At 71.2% G+C, this 17,570-nt stretch carries 11 protein-coding genes and 1 pseudogene; 6 read left to right on the top strand and 6 right to left on the bottom strand.

Going from position 1 to position 17,570, the window contains the following annotated elements; genetic code table 11:
* Positions 1-25: 25 nt before the first annotated feature.
* Both I8N68_RS19745 and I8N68_RS19740 read right to left on the bottom strand, forming a co-directional pair.
* Positions 26-2,836 carry a transglycosylase domain-containing protein gene (locus tag I8N68_RS19745; protein ID WP_200212127.1) on the bottom strand — a complete coding sequence of 937 codons (2,811 nt, stop codon included), beginning with the start codon at positions 2,834-2,836 and terminating at the stop codon, positions 26-28.
* A gap of 197 nt (positions 2,837-3,033) precedes the next feature.
* On the bottom strand, positions 3,034-3,498 hold the full coding sequence (locus I8N68_RS19740) for a DUF5318 domain-containing protein (protein WP_200212125.1): 465 nt from the start codon (positions 3,496-3,498) through the stop codon (positions 3,034-3,036).
* Between the two features lie 173 nt (positions 3,499-3,671).
* On the opposite strand from I8N68_RS19740, the gene I8N68_RS19735 reads away from it, so the two are divergent.
* Together I8N68_RS19735 and I8N68_RS19730 are read left to right on the top strand one after the other, a co-directional pair.
* The gene (locus tag I8N68_RS19735; RefSeq protein ID WP_200212122.1) at positions 3,672-4,310 is read left to right on the top strand and encodes a PadR family transcriptional regulator; all 639 of its coding nucleotides are present in this window, start codon (positions 3,672-3,674) and stop codon (positions 4,308-4,310) included.
* A gap of 23 nt (positions 4,311-4,333) precedes the next feature.
* Positions 4,334-5,413, top strand: coding sequence for an inositol-3-phosphate synthase (locus I8N68_RS19730; RefSeq protein ID WP_200212120.1), 1,080 nt, complete (start codon positions 4,334-4,336; stop codon positions 5,411-5,413).
* Between the two features lie 80 nt (positions 5,414-5,493).
* Here the strand turns inward: I8N68_RS19730 and I8N68_RS19725 are convergent, their stop codons facing one another.
* Positions 5,494-5,973 (bottom strand): methylated-DNA--[protein]-cysteine S-methyltransferase, encoded by a 480-nt coding sequence (locus I8N68_RS19725; protein ID WP_200212115.1) that lies wholly within the window; start codon positions 5,971-5,973, stop codon positions 5,494-5,496.
* Between the two features lie 101 nt (positions 5,974-6,074).
* On the opposite strand from I8N68_RS19725, the pseudogene I8N68_RS19720 reads away from it, so the two are divergent.
* Positions 6,075-6,600, top strand: a pseudogene (locus tag I8N68_RS19720) (SigE family RNA polymerase sigma factor).
* Entirely contained in the window at positions 6,600-7,700 is a 1,101-nt protein-coding gene (locus I8N68_RS19715) for a WD40 repeat domain-containing protein (RefSeq protein WP_200212114.1), read from the top strand. Before I8N68_RS19720 ends, I8N68_RS19715 begins: the two are co-directional and overlap by 1 nt.
* A 64-nt stretch (positions 7,701-7,764) precedes the next feature.
* Here the strand turns inward: I8N68_RS19715 and I8N68_RS19710 are convergent, their stop codons facing one another.
* The 3 genes from I8N68_RS19710 to I8N68_RS19700 form a co-directional block, all read right to left on the bottom strand.
* A complete protein-coding gene (locus I8N68_RS19710) occupies positions 7,765-9,810 on the bottom strand; it encodes a S8 family serine peptidase (RefSeq protein WP_200212113.1) in 2,046 nt (681 codons plus the stop codon).
* A gap of 92 nt (positions 9,811-9,902) precedes the next feature.
* Positions 9,903-11,906: a S8 family serine peptidase gene (locus tag I8N68_RS19705; RefSeq protein WP_200212112.1), complete on the bottom strand. Its 2,004-nt coding sequence runs from the start codon at positions 11,904-11,906 to the stop codon at positions 9,903-9,905.
* 236 nt (positions 11,907-12,142) lie between these two features.
* Complete coding sequence (locus I8N68_RS19700; protein ID WP_200212111.1) at positions 12,143-13,603, bottom strand: CCA tRNA nucleotidyltransferase; 1,461 nt, start codon at positions 13,601-13,603, stop codon at positions 12,143-12,145.
* 127 nt (positions 13,604-13,730) lie between these two features.
* On the opposite strand from I8N68_RS19700, the gene murJ reads away from it, so the two are divergent.
* Both murJ and I8N68_RS19690 read left to right on the top strand, forming a co-directional pair.
* Positions 13,731-15,473 carry a murein biosynthesis integral membrane protein MurJ gene (gene murJ, locus I8N68_RS19695; protein ID WP_200212109.1) on the top strand — a complete coding sequence of 581 codons (1,743 nt, stop codon included), beginning with the start codon at positions 13,731-13,733 and terminating at the stop codon, positions 15,471-15,473.
* Positions 15,474-15,918: 445 nt separating this feature from the next.
* Positions 15,919-17,529 (top strand): protein kinase family protein, encoded by a 1,611-nt coding sequence (locus I8N68_RS19690; protein ID WP_200212107.1) that lies wholly within the window; start codon positions 15,919-15,921, stop codon positions 17,527-17,529.
* The last annotated feature ends 41 nt before the right edge of the window (positions 17,530-17,570 follow it).

Raw genomic sequence — 17,570 nt, 5'->3', positions numbered from 1 at the left:
GGCCGCCGTCGGCGGTGCTTGTCGATCAGTACGGCTGCCGCGGTGGTGCCGTGGTCGGGAGGATCCCGCCGCCACCACCGCCACCACCCGGCCGGGGGTCGAACGGGTTGGTGTTTCCGCCGTTGCCGTTGCCGTTGACGGGCGGGCAGAACGGGTTCAGCGGGTCCGGGCAGCCCGGCGGCACCGGCGGGGCGGTCGGCGGCGGGGCCTCGCCGTTGCCGGATTCCGGGTCACCGACGTGCGCCGCCGGCGGGAAGTCCACCTTGTCCTCGCCCTTGAGCGCCTCGTTCATGAACCGCTGGAAGATGGCACCCGGCATCTTGGCGCCGCTGATCTTGTTGCCGTCCTTGTCCTCGATCTTCTTGCGGGGCCCGGCGTTGCCGACCCAGACTGCGGTGGCGAGCTGCGGCGTGTAGCCGATCATCCAGGCGTCACCGTTGTCGAGGGTCTTCTCGTTCAGCTCCCAGGTACCGGTCTTCTCGGCGGCCTTGCGGCCGTCCTCGAGGCGGCGATTCACCGCGGCCGGGTACTTCTCCAGCACCGAGGTCACGTCGTGCACGACGTCCTTCTTGATCCGCTGCTGCGGGTTGAGCTTCTCGCCACCGAGCGGGCGCCAGGTACCGGTCTGCTGGTCCTGCTTCTCCACCCGCATCACGAAGTGCGCCTTGTTGTACTTGCCCTCGTTGGCGAAGGTGGCGACCCCGTTGGCGTGGTCCAGCACGGTGATCGGGTACTGGCCGTAGCCGACCACGTGGAAAAAGGGCGACGGCGCCAGGTCCTTCGGGTTCTCCTTGGTCAGGTCGTGCGGCTTCGGCGGGTTGGTGTCCGTCTGCCACATCATCGAGACGCCGGCGTTCCGGGCCATCTCGACGACCTTGTCCGGGCCGATCTCCTGCGTCACGTAGTAGAACGGCACGTTCAGCGACTTCAGCGTCGACACCTCGAGGGTGCAGGAGTTGCCGCAGGACGGGTTGTCGAAGCCAGCGTTGCTGACCTTGAACTTCGTCCCCTCCGGGGTGAACGCCTTGCCCTTCCACCGGGAGTCGAGGGCCTTGCCGGCATCCAGTGCCGCGGCGAGGGTGTAAATCTTGAAGCTCGAGCCCGGCGAGTGGCCGCCGCTGATGACGCCGTTGTCGTAGTTCTTGCCGGCGTAGTCGGTGCCGGTGCCGTTGTCGCCGCCGTAGTAGGCGAGCACCCGGCCGTTCTTCGGGTTGATCGACACCAGGGCCGCCATCAGGTTCTTCGGCTGGCCGTTCAGTTCGGAGCCCTTGGTGGCACGCTGCGCTGCCTCGAGCGCCGCCTTCTGCACCTTGGTATCGATGGTGGTGGTGATCCGGTAGCCGCCCTTGGCGAGCGCCTGCGCGCAGAGCGGCCTGGTCGGGGTGACCTCGGTGTCGGTGTCGGTGCAGAGCTTCATGTCCCGCATCTCCTGCGAGACATAGTTGATCACGTTGCCGTACGGCGTGTTGATGCCGAAGTCGACCCCGACGCCCTTCGAGTTGGGCTTCTTGAGCGTCTTGAGCGGGTACTCGGTCGGGTGCTGCGGCTTGCCCGGCGCGTCCAGCCAGCCCTCGGTGATCATGCCGCCGATCACGTAGTTCCACCGCTCGAGCGCGGCCTCCTTGTTGACCGCCGGGTCGTAGCCCTTGTGCCCGCCCGGCGTCGTGCTCGCCTCGGGCTGCTTGATCAGCGCGGCGAGCACCGCGGCCTCGGCCACGGTGAGGTTCTTCGCCGGCTTGCCGAAGTACGTCTGCGCCGCCGCCTGGATGCCGTACGCGCCCCGCCCGAAGTAGATGACGTTCAGGTAGTGCTGCATGATCGTCGGCTTGTCGTACCGGTCGTTCAGCTTGGAGGCGAGGATCGCCTCCTTCACCTTCCGACCGTACGTGTCCTGCTGGAGGTTGTCGTAGGCGTTGCGGGCGTACTGCTGGGTGATGGTCGAGGCGCCCTGCTTGTCGCCGCCGGTGAAGTTGTTCCACGCGGCGCGGGCGATGCCCTTGTAGTCCACACCGGAGTGCCGGTAGAAGTTCCGGTCCTCGGCGGCGGCGACCGCGTCCTGCACCCACTGCGGGATGTCCTTGATCGCGACGAACTCGCGGTTCTGGTCGCCGACCTTGGCGATGACCTTCTTGTCCGCGGAGTAGATCGTGGTGGCCAGCGGCGGGGTGGTGTCCTCCGGGAGGATGACATTCGTGGAGTAGTAGGTGAAGCCGACGACGCCGATGCCGGCGAGCATGATGAAGACCGCGAAGCCGGCGATCAGGATGTTGATCCGCCGGCGCTTCTTCGCCCGCGCCACCGCGTCCGGGTCGTCACCGCGACCACCGCGCCCCCGGCCGGGGCCGTTCGGTCCACCGGGTCCACCCGGGCCGCCGCCCGCCATGCCCGGCACCCCGGCGCGGGCCACGGCGGCCCGGCCACCCACCGCCGCCGAGCCGACGCTCGCCCGACCGGCCGAGCCCACCGCCGCCGCGCCGACCGAGGCCCGACCCGCCGGGCCACCCGGGGCCGGGGAGACCGGCACCGACGCACGCCCGGCGCCGGCCCGACCCGACGCGCCACCGGGCGCCGGGGAGACCGGCACCGAGGCTCGTCCCGCGCCGGCCCGGCCCGCCGAGGCCGAGCCCGCGGCGCCGCCGCGCGGTACCGGGGCCGCGCCGCCGACCGAGGCGCGTCCGCCGGACGCGGAGCCCCGGGCCGGCACGGAGGCGCGGGCCGAGGCCCCACCCTCCGGCGCGGTTGACCAGCCGTTGCCGTGCGGGCTCCCACCGGGGTCGCCGTTCGGGCCCGGGATCTGAGCCCGCCCACGCGAAGAACTGGGATCGCCGTAGTTCATTCCTCACACCCTGCCGGTCGCGGTGGGGCGCGGACGCGCCACCACCGGGTTGCCGTGAGCTGGACCACGAGACGCTACACCCCGGACGGGCCGGGGCGCAGGCGTCGAATCCGAAGTAATCGGACCAATCAGACGTCGAAGCTGTCGGTCCACCCACCCGTCGTCCACCGGGCCGGGGTCGGCCGATACAGCTGGAATCACCGTTGCGCCTCTCGCCTTCGACGAGGGGTGGAACCGTTCGGCGCGGCCGAGCCCTTCACCGCGCCCTGCTCCGACCCGTCCTCCGTGCCGCCGGCCAGCCCGTCCCGGCCGAGCAGGAACTGCTCGATGAGATGGTTCCAGTCACAGCCGAGGCACACCTCCACCACGAAGACCTGGAACTCACGCAGCGTCATCGCCAGGACGGGCAACTCGGCCCGGGTTCGCGCCTGGCCGGCGGACTGCTTGAGTTCGTCCCCGTAAATGTAGTGGACGTGGATGAGGTTCTCGCTGCGGCAGATCGGGCAACGCTCGTCGGTCGGTTCGCCATGGAACCGAGCCGCGTTCTTCAGGTACGGCGAGGCATCGCAGACGTCGTACGTGCCGATCCGGCCGGCGTGCAGCTCACGCAGCACCGCTCGCTTCTGGAGCGAGTAGTCGACCACCTGGCGAGACGTACGCATGCGGCAAAGGGTACGCGGTCCGGCCGGGCGAAGCGACCATGGTGACGATCCGTGACGACAGCACCTCGGAACGGGGGTTTGCCCTGATCATGGGTCTCCGCTAACGTGCGATGTATCGGTCCGATACATCGCGGCGGTTACCGCTCCGCGCCGGGGGTAAGAAGGGATGGCCCGTGCTCGAGTTCGCCATCCTCGGCCTCCTGCAGGAGGCTCCCATGCACGGCTATGAGCTGCGCAAGGAGCTGACCGCCAAGCTCGGCGCCATCCGGGCGGCGATCAGCTACGGCTCGCTCTACCCGACCCTGCGCCGGCTGCAGGCGGCGGGCTGGATCACCGAAGCCGCCGAGACACCCGCGACCGCCGAGGAGGTTCCCGCGCTGACCAGCCGACGCGGTCGGGTGGTCTACACCATTACCGCGGAGGGCAAGGAACGCTTCGCCCAACTGATAGCGCAGGCTGGTCCCGAGACGTACGACGACACGGGCTTCGGCGTGCACTTCGCGTTCTTCGCCCGGACCGACCAGGCCACCCGGCTCCGGATCCTGGAAGGTCGTCGTCGAAAGATCGAGGAGCGTCGCGAAGGACTTCGTGACGTGCTCGGCCGGGCAGCCGAGCGGCTCGACGCGTACACCCTGGAACTGCAGCGCCACGGCCTCGACGCCTGTGAGCGTGAGGTCCGCTGGCTGGAGGAGCTCATCGCCAATGAGCGCTCCGGCCGAGCCCCGACCGTCCCGCACCCCGGGACAGCCGGCGGCCGACGAGAAGACAACAGCCCGCCTCCGCCTGGAGAGTCCAGGAAAGAGCGGCCGTGATGAAGAAGAAGGAGGCAGACGCTATGGGCTCCGTCCGCGTCGCCATCGTCGGTGTGGGTAACTGCGCCTCGTCCCTCGTGCAGGGCGTGGAGTACTACCGGAACGCCGACCCGAACGACCGCGTCCCGGGTCTCATGCACGTCACCTTCGGCGACTACCACGTCTCGGACGTGGAGTTCGTCGCGGCGTTCGACGTGGACGCCAAGAAGGTGGGCATGGACCTCGCCGAGGCCATCGTGGCCAGCGAAAACAACACCATCAAGCTGTGCGACGTGCCGCCGACCGGCGTCACCGTGCAGCGCGGTCCGACCTTTGACGGTCTGGGCCAGTACTACCGCGAAATCATCGACGAGTCGGACGCCGAGCCGGTCGACGTGGTCAAGGCGCTGCGTGACGCCCAGGTCGACGTCGTCGTCTCCTACCTGCCGGTCGGCTCCGAGCAGGCCGACAAGTTCTACGCCCAGGCGGCGATCGACGCCGGCTGCGCGTTCGTCAACGCCCTGCCGGTCTTCATCGCCTCCGACCCCGAGTGGGCGCAGAAGTTCACCGACGCGGGCCTGCCGATCGTCGGCGACGACATCAAGAGCCAGGTCGGTGCCACCATCGTGCACCGCGCCCTGGCGAAGCTCTTTGAGGACCGCGGTGTCGAGCTGCTGCGCACGTACCAGCTCAACTTCGGCGGCAACATGGACTTCATGAACATGCTGGAGCGCACCCGCCTGGTCTCGAAGAAGATCTCGAAAACCCAGTCGGTGACCTCCCAGATCCCGCACGAGATGAGCAAGAGCGACGTGCACATCGGCCCGTCGGACCACGTGCCGTGGCTGGACGACCGCAAGTGGGCGTACATCCGCCTGGAGGGTCGCTCCTTCGGTGACACCCCGCTCAACGCCGAGCTCAAGCTCGAGGTGTGGGACTCGCCGAACTCGGCCGGCGTCATCATCGACGCCGTCCGGGCCGCGAAGATCGCGCTGGACCGCAAGATCGGTGGCCCGATCCTGTCGGCCTCGTCGTACTTCATGAAGTCCCCGCCCCAGCAGTACGCCGACCACGACGCGCACGCCGCCGTCGAGGCGTTCATCGCCGGCGAGATCGAGCGCTGACGCGCCGACCACCAGCACCATCGAGGGTCGGGTCCGCACGGACCCGGCCCTCGCGCGTGCGGTGCGGACCTCGGCGTACGTCAGGACCAGGCGCGTTGCAGGGCGACCGCGGCCTCCAACTCCAGCAGCGTCACCTTGCGCGGCAGGCCACCGCCGAAGCCGACCAGCTTGCCGCCCGCCCCGACGATCCGGTGGCAGGGCACGAGCACCGGAACCGGGTTCCGGTTGCAGGCGACCCCGACCGCCCGGGCCGCGCCCGGCTCACCGACCGCCTTCGCCACCTCGCCGTAGGTGCGCGTCCCGCCGTACGGAATGCGGGTCATCTCCCGCCAGACGGCACGCTCGAACTCCGAGCCCCGGCGCGCCGCCACCGGCACGGTGAAGTCGATGAGCTCACCGGCGAAGTACGCCCGCAGCTCGGCCACCGCCCGGCCGGCCAGCGCGTCGACGGGCTCGTCGGTCGCCGACTCCACCCGCCCGAAGTGCGCCCCGCAGACCGCCTCGTCGTCGGTGGCCACGGAGAACTCCCCGATCGGCGAGTCGAGCACGGTCCAGTGCATGCCGCCCATTCTGCCGGGCGCCCCCGACACCGGAGCAAACCCGTGGCGGTGGTGAGGCAAGGTTTCCCCGACCCCGTGCGTCTGTAGTACGGAGGTGGACGGTGGCAGAGGTCATCGACGGGGAGTTCACCACGTTCGTCACCGAGCGGGGTGACGCACTGCTGCGCGTCGCGTACGCCCTCACGGGCAACCAGCACGCCGCGGAGGACCTGCTCCAGAACGCGCTGGCCAAGGCGTACGCCCGGTGGCCCCGGATCAGGGGTGACGCGGAGCCGTACGTGAAACGGATCCTCTACCACGACCAGGTGTCCGGCTGGCGGCGCCGGTCGCGGCGGGCCGAGGTGCCCGTCGCGGAGCTGCCGGAACGCCCGGCGACGGGCGACGGGCGACGGCGGCCACGACACCGACCTACGGCTCCTGCTGCGGGAGGCGCTGCGCGCCCTACCGCCCCGGCAACGGGCCGTGCTGACCCTGCGCTATCTGGAGGACCTGAGCGTCGAGCGCACCGCGGCGATCCTCGGCTGCCGCGCCGGCACCGTGGCCAGCCAGGCGTCCCGGGCGCTGGCGAAGCTCCGCGAGCTGGTGCCGGCCCTCGACGAGCTGACGACCCGTGCGGAGGTGAAGTGATGACCGGGCCGGTGGAGGATGCGCTGCGGGCGGCCGTACACAAGCTCGCGGACGGGGCGCGGCCCGCGCCCGACCTGGCCGTTCGCGCCCTTGGCCGCGGTCGTCGGCTGCGGCGCCGGCGCCGGGCCCTGGCGGCGGGCGGCGCGGTGGTGGCGGTGGTCGCGATCGCGCTGCCGTTCGTGCTGCTCCGCCCGCAACCGGCGGCGCGCCCCGCCACCCCGCACCCCACCGCGACGGTCACCCCGGCGCCCCCGGTCCGGCCCGTGCCCGGTCCCGACTGGTCGGCGAAGCCGCTGGTCCTGCCCGGGGACTGGGTGGTGACCGGGGGTACCTTCGTCGGCGCGCCGGGGAAGGGCTTCGTGCTGGACCGCATCCGGGGCCGCTACCTGGTCGCCGACGGATACGACGGCGTCTTCCCGGCCCCAGTCGGCTCGCTGAGCGCGGTGACGGACACCGACCGGCCTCGTGCGGTCGGCCTGGTCGACCTGGCCCGCGGCACGACCCGCTGGTACGAGGTGGGGCGGGCGCTCTCCGCCCCACAATGGTCACCGGACGGCCGGCGCCTGCTCTTCACCACCCACCAGCTCGACCGGTTCGGCTTCATCCTGCTGGACCCGGACGGCAAAAGGCGCACCTTCCGGGTGGACCGGGAGCGGTACTTCTGCACGGACCAGTGCGACTTCACCTGGAGCCGGGACGGCACGGAGGTGCTGCTCCCGCAGACCGGCCAGGCTGACCACGACGAGTCGGTCCGGGACCTGCGGGCGGGCGTACGGCTCTTCTCCGCCGCCGACGGCCGGCCCACCCGGTTCTTGCCGGTGCCCGGCGATCCGGCCGGGCCGCTGGCCTGGTCGCCGGACGGGAAGCTGGTGGTGGTCCAAGGCCAGCAGGATCCGTTGCTGGTGGAGACGGCCACCGGCCGGGTGGTCCGCACCCTGCCCACCGCCGAGGTCGTCTGGATCTCCGACGACCGGCTGCTCTACCGCCGGCCGTACGGTGCCCGCGACGTCGTGCTCGCCGACCTGACCGGTCGGGAGCTGGTCCGCCAGCCGCTGCCGAAGGAGCTGGTCGACCGGCAGCTCACGGTGGGGCCCCGCTGAACTGGCGGCGCCCGCCGGCCGGCCCCCTCCGGGGCGGGCTCGGCGGGCGCCGTGGTGCCGGCCGCTACGCGGCGGCGAGGAAGAACTTCTCCCAGGTGCCGAGGCCGCGGTTCGGCGCGTCCCAGGTGAGGGGCCGGCTGGCGATCAGCGGCAGGCTGCCGCGGCTCTCCGCGCAGACCGCCTTGGTGTTGACGCCCGCGATGAAGTAGATGCTGCCGTCCGGGTTGTGGTCGATCACCTCGTACAGCTCCCACGAACCGATCCAGGTGCCGCGGGCGAGCAGTGGGTTCGCGCCGGCGGTCTGCGCGGTCACGTACCGGTTGTTGACCAGGGCGCGCAGCGCGAACTTGTGGTACCGCCAGTCGACCAGCTCGAACTTCTCCCACAGGCCGACCGCGGTGGCCCGGGCGATCAGCGGCTTCGTCCCGGCGCTCTCCGCGGTCACGTACCGGCCGTTGACGCCAGCGCGGAGGCTGATGATCGGGTTGGGCGCCTGGAGGTCGAACTTCGCGTCCTCGGTGATGGTCGTTCCGCTGGCGATCAGCGGCTGCTCGACGGCCGCGTCGGCGACGACGTACCGGCCGTTGATCTGGGCCTTGATCGTGATGCTGCCGTCGGGGAGGTGCGCGAGCTGGAACTTCTCCCAGGCCCCGACGGCGGTGGCCCGGGCGATCAGTGGCTTCGACCCGGCGCTCTCCGCCGTCACGTACTTTCCGTTGGCCTTGGACCGGAACGCGACCAGACCGCCGCCCGCGGCGACGACGTCGAACCGGTGCCAAGCCTCCAGGGCATAGCCGCTGGCCAGCATCGTCTGGCTGCCGTCGACGCCGGGCGAAACGAGGCCCCCGCTGCTGCGCGACCGCAGGCCGACCGCGCTGCGGGTGACCGGGGCCGGTCCGACGTGCACCAGCCGGTCGATGGAGTCCGTCTCGGCGAAGACCGCCCCCGAGACGCCGGTGGTGACGATGGCGTCGCGGACCTGCTGCGGGGTCCAGGCCGGGTGGGCGGCGAGTTGCAGCACGGCGGCGCCGGCCACGTGCGCCGAGGCCATCGAGGTGCCGTCGCGGGTCGCCTTCGCGGTGCCGCTGCCGATGCTCGCCGAGGTGATGCCGACGCCGGGGGCGTGGGCGTCCAGGCAGGATCCCCAGTTCGACCAGGTGGTGCGGATGTCCAGCTTGTCGGTGGCGCCCACGGTGATCGCCTCCGGCACCGAGGCCGGCGAGGAGACGCAGGCCCAGTTCCGGCCGTTGCCGGCCGCGACCGCGTACGTCAGGCCGGACGCGATGGACGCCGAGACGGCGGCGTTCAGAGCCGCGTCCTTGGGGGCCTCGATGCTCATGTTGACCACGGCCGGCTTCGCGGCGTGGGTGGTCACCCAGTCGACGCCGGCGAGGACGGTCTCCGTGGTCCCCGTGCCGGCGCAGCCCAGCACCCGGACACCGACCAGCTTGACGTCCTTGGCCACCCCGTACATGGTGCCGCCGATGGTCCCGGCGACGTGGGTGCCGTGGCCGTTGCAGTCGTCGGCGACCGCGTCCCCGTCGATGAAGTCCCAGCCGTGGCTGGCCCGGCCACCGAAGTCCTCGTGCCCGACGTTGATGCCGGTGTCGATGACGTACGCGGTGACCCCGCTCGCCGGCGTGGCCGGGTACGTGTACGCGCGGTTCAGCGTCGAGGTGGTCTGGTCGATCCGGTCCAGCCCCCAGGACGGCGGGTTGGTCTGGGTGCCGCTCGTCCTGTACCGGCGGACCGGCTCGACGTACGCCACCTCGGGGTGGGTGGCCAGCCGTTTCGCCTGGGCGACGGTCATCTCGGCGGACCAACCGCGCAGGGCGCCGGTGAAGACCCGGCGGACGACGCCGCCGTTCTCCTGCGCCAGCACGGCGACGGTGGACCGGGTCCGGGCGGCGGAGGCCCGGTCGTCCTTCAGCCCGACGATGTACCGGCCCGGCACGATGGCCGGGTCGACCTCGGTGACCCGCGGCGGCCCCGGGACGTGGGGTGCCGCCGCCGCCACGCCCGGGGCGAGGGTGGTCGTGGTGAGGGTGGTCGCGGTGGCGAGGGCGAGCCCCACCGCCGCGGTACGGCGCAGAGCGCCCTGGTGTGTCACTGAGTCATCTCCCCGTTGCAGTTCCGACGTCACCGACGGCGGTGCCCGCCAAGGTCGGGGTCGACCTCGGCGGGCACCTTGACGTCACTTGGTCACAGGATGTTGATGGTGAACTTCTCACCGGGGCCGAACCCGTAGTCCGGCTTGTTCCAGTCGACGAGCCGGCTCGAGATCAGCTGGCTGCTGCCGGTGCTGCCCGCGGTCACCACCTCACCGTCCACGTACGCCTGGATGAAGATCGAGCCGTCCGCGTTGTAGTCCCAGACATCGAACTTCTCCCAGATGCCGATGGTGCTGGAGCGTGCGATCAGCGGCTTGGTGCCGGTGCTCTCCGCGGTCACGTACTTGCCGTTGACCAGCGCCCGCAGCGCGAAGTAGCCGGTGGTGCGGCCCTGGACGATCTCGAACTTCTCCCAGGCCCCCACCGAGGTGGACCGGGCGATCAGCGGCAGGGTTCCCGCGCTCTCCGCGGTCACGAACCGGCCGTTGGCCCGGGAGGTGATGCTGACCACCGGCGGCGGCGCGTCGAAGTCGAACTTCTCGGCGGTCCCGATGGTCGTGCTGCTGGCGATCAGCGGCAGCGTGGTGCTCGGCGCGGTGACGTACCGACCGTTGATGGCCGCCTTCAGGCTGGCGCTGCCGTCGACGTTGTCGATGATCTGGAACTTCTCCCAGGCGCCGATCGACGCGGACCGGGCGATCAGCGGCTTGGCGCCGGCGCTCTCCGCGGTCACGAACTTGCCGTTGACCTTGGCCCGCAGCCCGACCAGACCGCTGCCCGCGTCAACGACGTCGTACTTCTCCCACGCACCGAGGGTGGTGCCCCGGGCGATCAGCGGCTTGGTGCCGCCACTCTCCGCGGTCACGTACCGACCGTTGACCCGGGCCTTCAACCCGTACGAGCTGCGCGCCGGCTGCGCCGCCCCGACGTGCAGGATGCGGTCGGTCGAACCCCACTCGTCGTGCACCGCGCCGGCGATGCCGGAGGTGACGATGCCGTCCCGGACCTGCTGCGGAGTCCACTCGGGGTGGGCCTGGAGCAGCAGCGCCGCGGCCCCCGCGACGTGCGGCGAGGCCATCGAGGTCCCGTTCATGGCGACCGAACCGCTGGTGGTGCCCATCGCCGCGGACACGATGCTCACGCCCGGGGCGAAGGTGTCCACGCACGGACCGTGGTTCGAGAACCAGGCCCGGAAGTCCAGCCGGTCGGTCGCCCCGACCGTGATGGCCGCGGGCACCCGGGCCGGCGTCGCCTCGCACGCTTCCGAGCTGGCGTTGCCGGCGGCGACCGCGTACGTGATGCCGGAAGCGATGGACCGGGCGACCGCGTCGTCGACGGCCGGGTCGATGCTGTTGACGCCGAGGCTCATGTTCGCCACCGCCGGCTTGACCGCGTTCGCGGTGACCCAGTCGATGCCGGCGATGACCTGCTCGCTGGTGCCGCCACCCGCGCAGTCGAGCACCCGCACCGCGACGAGCTTGACGTTCTTGGCGACGCCGTACCGGGTGCCGCCGACCGTGCCGGCGACGTGCGTGCCGTGCCCGTCGCAGTCCTGGGCCACGCTGTCGTGCTCCACGGCGTCGTAGCCGTAGCTGGCCCGCCCACCGAAGTCCTGGTGGTTGATGTCGATGCCGGTGTCCACGATGTACGCGGTGACGTCCGCCGCCGTGGTCGGGTACGTGTAGGAGCCGTTGGTCTTCGCGGCCGCCTGGTCGATCCGGTCCAGCCCCCAGGACGGCGGGCTGGTCTGGGTGTCGGTGGCCGAGTAGCGCTGGACCTGCTGCACGTAGGCGACGGCGGGGTCAGCCGCCAGCCGCTCCGCCTGCCGCTTGGTCATGGTGGCCGAGTAGCCGTGCAGGGCGCTGGTGAAGATGCGGCGGACCGTGCCGCCCGTCTCGCCGGCGAGCGCCGACGCGGTGGCGCGGACCTTGCTGGGGCTGGCCTTGCGGTCGGCCAGGACCACGATGTACCGGTCGGGCACGGCGTCGGTGCTCTCCGCGCCCCGCACCTGCCCCCGCGAGGGACCGGCCGGGTCACCCAGCGCGGTGCCGCCGGTGGCGACGCCGAGGACGGATGTCGCGGAGGCGATGGCCATTCCCGCCACCACCGAACGGCGGAATATGCCGAGATGTGTCACTGAGAGGTCTCCCCGTTTCCAGCGACCGTCCGAATCGGACGGGCGGACAGAGCGATCGGCGCAGCCTCAGCACGGAGATCACCGGGAGACTGACGACCGTCGCACCATGATGCGGGGAGATCACCATCGACCGCGTCATCCGTTCGGTCGATACGTCGGCGTCTCGTCGTAGCGACGGGGGCGCGCGACCGGGGTCAGTCGACGATGCCCTGTTCCCGCGCCCAGCGCAGCAGCTCCGCCTCGGCCTCGTCGTGGTCCAGCGGACCGCGCTCCAGCCGCAGCTCCTTCAGGTACTGCCAGGCCCGGCCCACGACCGGCCCCGGCGGTACGCCGAGCAGCTCCATGATCGCGTTGCCGTCCAGGTCGGGGCGGACCCGGGCGAGGTCCTCCTCGGCCGCGATCCGGGCGATCCGCTCCTCCAGCGCGTCGTAGTCGGCGGCCAGCGCCGCCGCCTTACGCCGGTTGCGGGTGGTGCAGTCCGACCGGGTCAGCTTGTGCAGCCGGGACAGCAGGTCGCCGGCGTCCGCGACGTACCGGCGCACCGCCGAGTCGGTCCACTCGCCCCGGCCGTACCCGTAGAAGCGCAGGTGCAGCGCGACCAGGGCGACCACCTTCGAGGTGACGTCCTTCGGGTACCGCATGGCCTTCATCCGGGCCTTGGTTAGCCGGGCGCCGACCACCTCGTGGTGGTGGAAGCTGACCCGCCCGTCCGGTCCGACCGCCTTGGTGGCCGGCTTGCCCACGTCGTGCATCAGCGCGGCCATCCGGAGCACGAAGTCGCAGCCGTCGGACTCCATCGACATGGCGTTCTCGACCACGGTGAGGGTGTGCTCGTAGACGTCCTTGTGCTGGGCGTGCTCGTCGATCTCCAGCTTGAGCCCGGTCAGCTCGGGAAGGAACCGCTCGGCCAGGCCGGTGTCGACCAGCAGCCGCAGCCCGGTGATCGGGTCCGCGCCGCAGAGCAGCTTGGTGAACTCGTCCCGGATCCGCTCGGCGGTGATCCGGTCCAGGTCGGCGGCCATCCGGACCATCGCCTCGTGCGCGTCCGGATGCACGGCGAAGCGGAGCTGGGCGGCGAACCGTGCCGCCCGCAGCATGCGCAGCGGGTCGTCGCCGAACGACTCCTGGGGCGTGCCGGGGGTACGGATGACCTTGGCAGCCAGGTCCGCCAGGCCGCCGTGCGGGTCGGTGAACCGGTGTTCGGGGAGGCTCACCGCCATCGCGTTGATGGTGAAGTCGCGGCGCTTCAGGTCGTCTTCCAGGCTGGTCCCATACTCGACGATCGGGTTACGACTGACCTGGTCGTACGCCTCCGCGCGGAAGGTGGTGATCTCCAGCCGGAGCCCGTCGCGCTGGCAGCCGATGGTGCCGAACTCCCGGCCGGTCTCCCAGATCGACTCGGCCCAGCCCTTGATGATCCGCAGCGTCTGCTCGGGGTGCGCGTCCGTGCAGAAGTCCAGGTCGTCACCGAGCCGGCCGAGCAGGGCGTCCCGAACCGAGCCACCCACCAGGTGCAGTTCGTGACCCGCGGTGGCGAACCGGCGGCCGAGCTCGTCGGCGACCGGGGAGACACGGAGCAGCTCGGCGACGGCGCTGCGCTGCGCGGCGGTGAGCTCGCGGCGGTCGGTGGCGTGGGATGCGGAGGCTTCGGACATGGGATCGCCAGCCTATCGGGCTTGTCCGGGAACTCCGCCGCCGGGCGCGGGTAAGAGGTACCGGTTGACTAAGGTTCTGACCGTCGGGACGGGTGCCCGCCCCGACGTACCCCCTGGGAGGCTGGAGATGAGCGGCGGGCTCTACCGCAGCGCGAACGCCACGCCGGACGGCGCCATCCCGCCCACCGACGAGGCGACCTTCATCTCGGCCGAGCCGCTCAACCAGCCCGCGGTGGAGGCCACCGCGCCGCCGCCGGAGCAGGTCGGCGAGGCCAGCGCCGCCGCGAACAGCGCGGTGATGGCGGTGGGCAGCCTGGTCAGCCGGGGTACGGGCTTCATCCGCAACCTGATGGTCGGCGCGGCGCTGGGCAACCTGATCGGCAACGCCTACACGACGGCCCAGTTCCTGCCGAACCAGGTGTACGAGTTTCTGCTCGGTGGCGTGCTCACCAGCGTCCTGATCCCGGTGCTGGTCCGCCGCCGCAAGGCCGACCCGGACAAGGGTGAGGCGTACTCCCAGCGGCTGCTCACCCTGGCGGTGCTCGCGCTGGCCGCCGCAGCGCTGATCGCGGTGGTGCTGGCGCCGGTCCTGACCGCGTTGTACGCCAGCGGCAAGGGCAGCGACTACACGGGACTGGTCAACGACCTGTCCTACCTGATGCTGCCGATGCTCTTCTTCACCGGCGTCAGCGCGCTGATCGCCGCGGTGCTCAACACCCGCGGGCACTTCGCCGCCCCGATGTGGGCGCCGATCCTGAACAACCTCGTGGTCATCGCCACCTTCGGGTTGTACATCGTGATCTTCGGCGCGCGGAGCCTCCAGCCGGCCGAAATGGGCTGGGGCCGCATCCTGCTGCTCGGCGGCGGCACCCTGCTCGGTGTCGCGGTCCAGGCCGCCGGCCTGCTGCCGGCACTGCGCAAGGTGGGCTTCCGGTGGAAGTGGCGCTTCGACTTCCGCGAGCTGGGGCTGCGCGACCTGGCCAAGCTCGGCGCCTGGATGTTCTGCTACGTCGCGGTCAACCAGCTCGGCCTCTTCGTGGTGGTCAACCTGCTCACCCGGGCGGCCGGGAAGGACAACGCCGGCATCCTGATCTACAACAACGTCTTCCTGCTGCTGATGATGGCGCACGGCATCATCGCCGTCTCGATCATCACCGCGCTGATGCCCCGGATGAGCGCCGCCGCCGCCGAGGGCCGGTTCCGCGACGTGACCGCCGACCTGTCCCGGGGCACCCGGATGGTCACCGCGGTACTCGCCCCGATCGCGGTCTGCTACGCGGTGCTGGCCGGCCCGATCTCCGTCGTGATCTTCCGGTACGGCGCGTTCACCGGCGAGAACGCGGTGGCCACGTCGACCGTGCTGCTGGTCGCGGCGCTCGGCCTGGTCCCGTTCGCGATCAGTCAGCTCTTCACCTTCGCCTTCTACGCGCTGCCGGACACGCGCACCCCGGCGCTGATCAACATCCCGGTGGTGGCGCTGCGGGTGCTCCTCCAGATCGGGCTCTTCCTGGTCTTCTCCGCCACCTTCGCGGCGGCCGGCATGATGCTCGGCAACGCCGTCTCGTACCTGGCCGCCGCGGTGATCTCCGCGCTGCTGCTGCGGCCCCGGGTGGGTCGGATCGGGCTCGGCGGCATCATGCGCACCCTGGGTCGGGTGGTCGTCGCCGCGCTGGGCGCCGCGCTGGTGGGCCTGCTCGTGGTGCGGCTGCTTCCCGGGGACCCCGGCAACCTCAGCTGGCTGGCGGCGGCCGGGCAGCTGGTGATCGGTGGGGTGGTGATCGGCGGTACGTACCTCGGGCTGGCCCTGGTGCTGCGGATCAGCGAGATCACCGAGGTGGTCGGGATGGTCCGCCGCCGGCTCGGCCGCTGACCGGGCCCGGCACGCCGTCGGGTCCGTCGGCCACCGACCGTGAACGAGGATCACCAGCCTGGGGATGCGGCTGTGGATAACTCCGCGTTTCCCCGCTCAGCCACCCTCCCGGCCTGTGGACAACCAACCGTACGGGTGAGGGTGCTGGGCCGATCGGGGGGAATTCGGTGAGGCAGCACGAGGGCGGCCACTCCGGGTGTGCCCCTGCGCCGACTACTTGCCGGCAACCTCTAGATTGGCTGGTGCGTGTACCAGCAGTGTGGCTGACAACGGTCATGATCGGATCGGACGGCCCGTCGCTGGCGCCCCACCGGTCGCGGCGGGAAGATGACATGTCGGGGAACCGGGCATCCCGGGTAAGGTCGCACTCGACGGGTACGGCAGGTGCCGACGCGGGCGTCGACGCCGGTCTGCCGGTTCCTTCGAAGGCAGAGCGGGAAGCCACATGCCCAGTAGCACGGGTCCATCGATCGACACGATCACCGAGGGAGGACGGGTGACCCAGGTCGGCGAGGGTCAGGAGGCGGAGGAGAGTGCTCCGCCGGTCATGACCTTCGGTGCTCCCACGGCCGGTGAGATCCTTGCCGAGCGGTACGAGCTGGTCGAGCACATCAACAACGACAGTGCGGGCCGGCTGGTCTGGCGTGGGGTCGACGTCGTGCTGCGCCGTCCCGTCGCGGTGGTCCTCCGCTACCCGGGTGGCGACTCCGCCACCGAGATGCTCCAGGCCGCCGTCGCGGCCAGCCGTGTCATCCACCCCAACCTGGTCGGCGTCTACGACGCGATCGACGAGGCCGACCGGGCGTACGTGGTCCGCGAATGGGTGGACGGCCAGTCCCTACGCGAGCTGGTCACCGTCGACGGTCCGCTGGACCCGGCCCGGGCGACCGCCATCGGCAACGCCGTCGCCAGCGCGCTCGCCGCGGTGCACGCCACCGGCATGGTGCACGGCAACGTCCACCCCGGCACGGTCATGATCAGCGACGAGGGCCGGGTGGTGCTCGCCGACGCCCGGACCGACGGCGCGGACAGCCAGGAGAACGACATCCGCGCGGTCGGCGGAGTGCTCTACTTCGCCCTGACCGGGCACTGGCCGCACGGGGAGGCGCCGCTGCACGGCGCCACCGCCGGACACGGCCGGGCCGCCATCCCGGACGCCGTACGCGACGCCGGCGGCACGATCGCCGCTCCCCGGCAGGTCCGGGCCGGTGTGCCGGCGTACCTCGACGACCTGACGATGGACCTGCTCGACCCGGAGATCGCCCCGCCCTCCTCGGACGTGCTCGCCGCCGAGCTGGGCCGGCTGGACATCCCGGCCGACGAGCACTTCCTGGACCAGGCCGGCCCGCTGCGCTTCACCGCGGACCCGGAGGAGGAGCCGTCGCCGCTGGCCGCCGCCGGTGGCCGCAAGGTGGCCCTGGGCATCGCCGGGCTGCTCGCGGTGGCCCTGGTCGGCCTGCTCATCGGGATCAGCGCCCTGGGTGACGACAAGGACCAGAAGACCGAGCCGGTGGCCCGGCCGACCAGCGGCGCCCCCGCCGACCAGCCCACCCAGCCGGCCACCACGCACAAGCTGGCCGTGGAGGACATCCGGATCATCGACCCGGACAGCCGTACCCGCGACGAGCTGGACGACGCCGAGAAGGTGATCGACGGCAGCGAGGACGAGGGCTGGGCGACCGACACCTACACCGCGCCGAAGTTCGGCAACTTCAAGCGCGGCATGGGCGTCTGGATCGATCTCGGCTCCGAGCACACCGTGAAGTCGGTGAAGGCGGTTCTCTCCGCCAACGGGGCCACCGCGCAGCTCTACACCGGCACCACCGATCCGGGCTCCAGCTCGTCGGGCGACAAGAAGCTCTACACCGATTACGTGACCACGAAGAACCGGATCGGCGAGGGCTTCGCGCAGGCCGAGGGCAGCACGCTGATCTTCAGCAACGGCTTCGACCCGGACAAGAAGTACCGCTACCTGCTCTTCTGGCTCACCGAGCTGCCCTCGAACGACCGGGGCTACAAGATCGGCGTCCAGGAGATCACCGTCCAGGGGTCGTGAACCAGCCGCCGCTGTCCGGGCACCACTCCGACCGGACGTGG

This window comes from Micromonospora coerulea, assembly GCF_016598485.1.
Lineage (GTDB): Bacteria > Actinomycetota > Actinomycetes > Mycobacteriales > Micromonosporaceae > Micromonospora > Micromonospora coerulea.
Note: the sequence above shows the minus strand (reverse complement) of the source record. Positions and strands in the feature narration are given on the sequence as shown.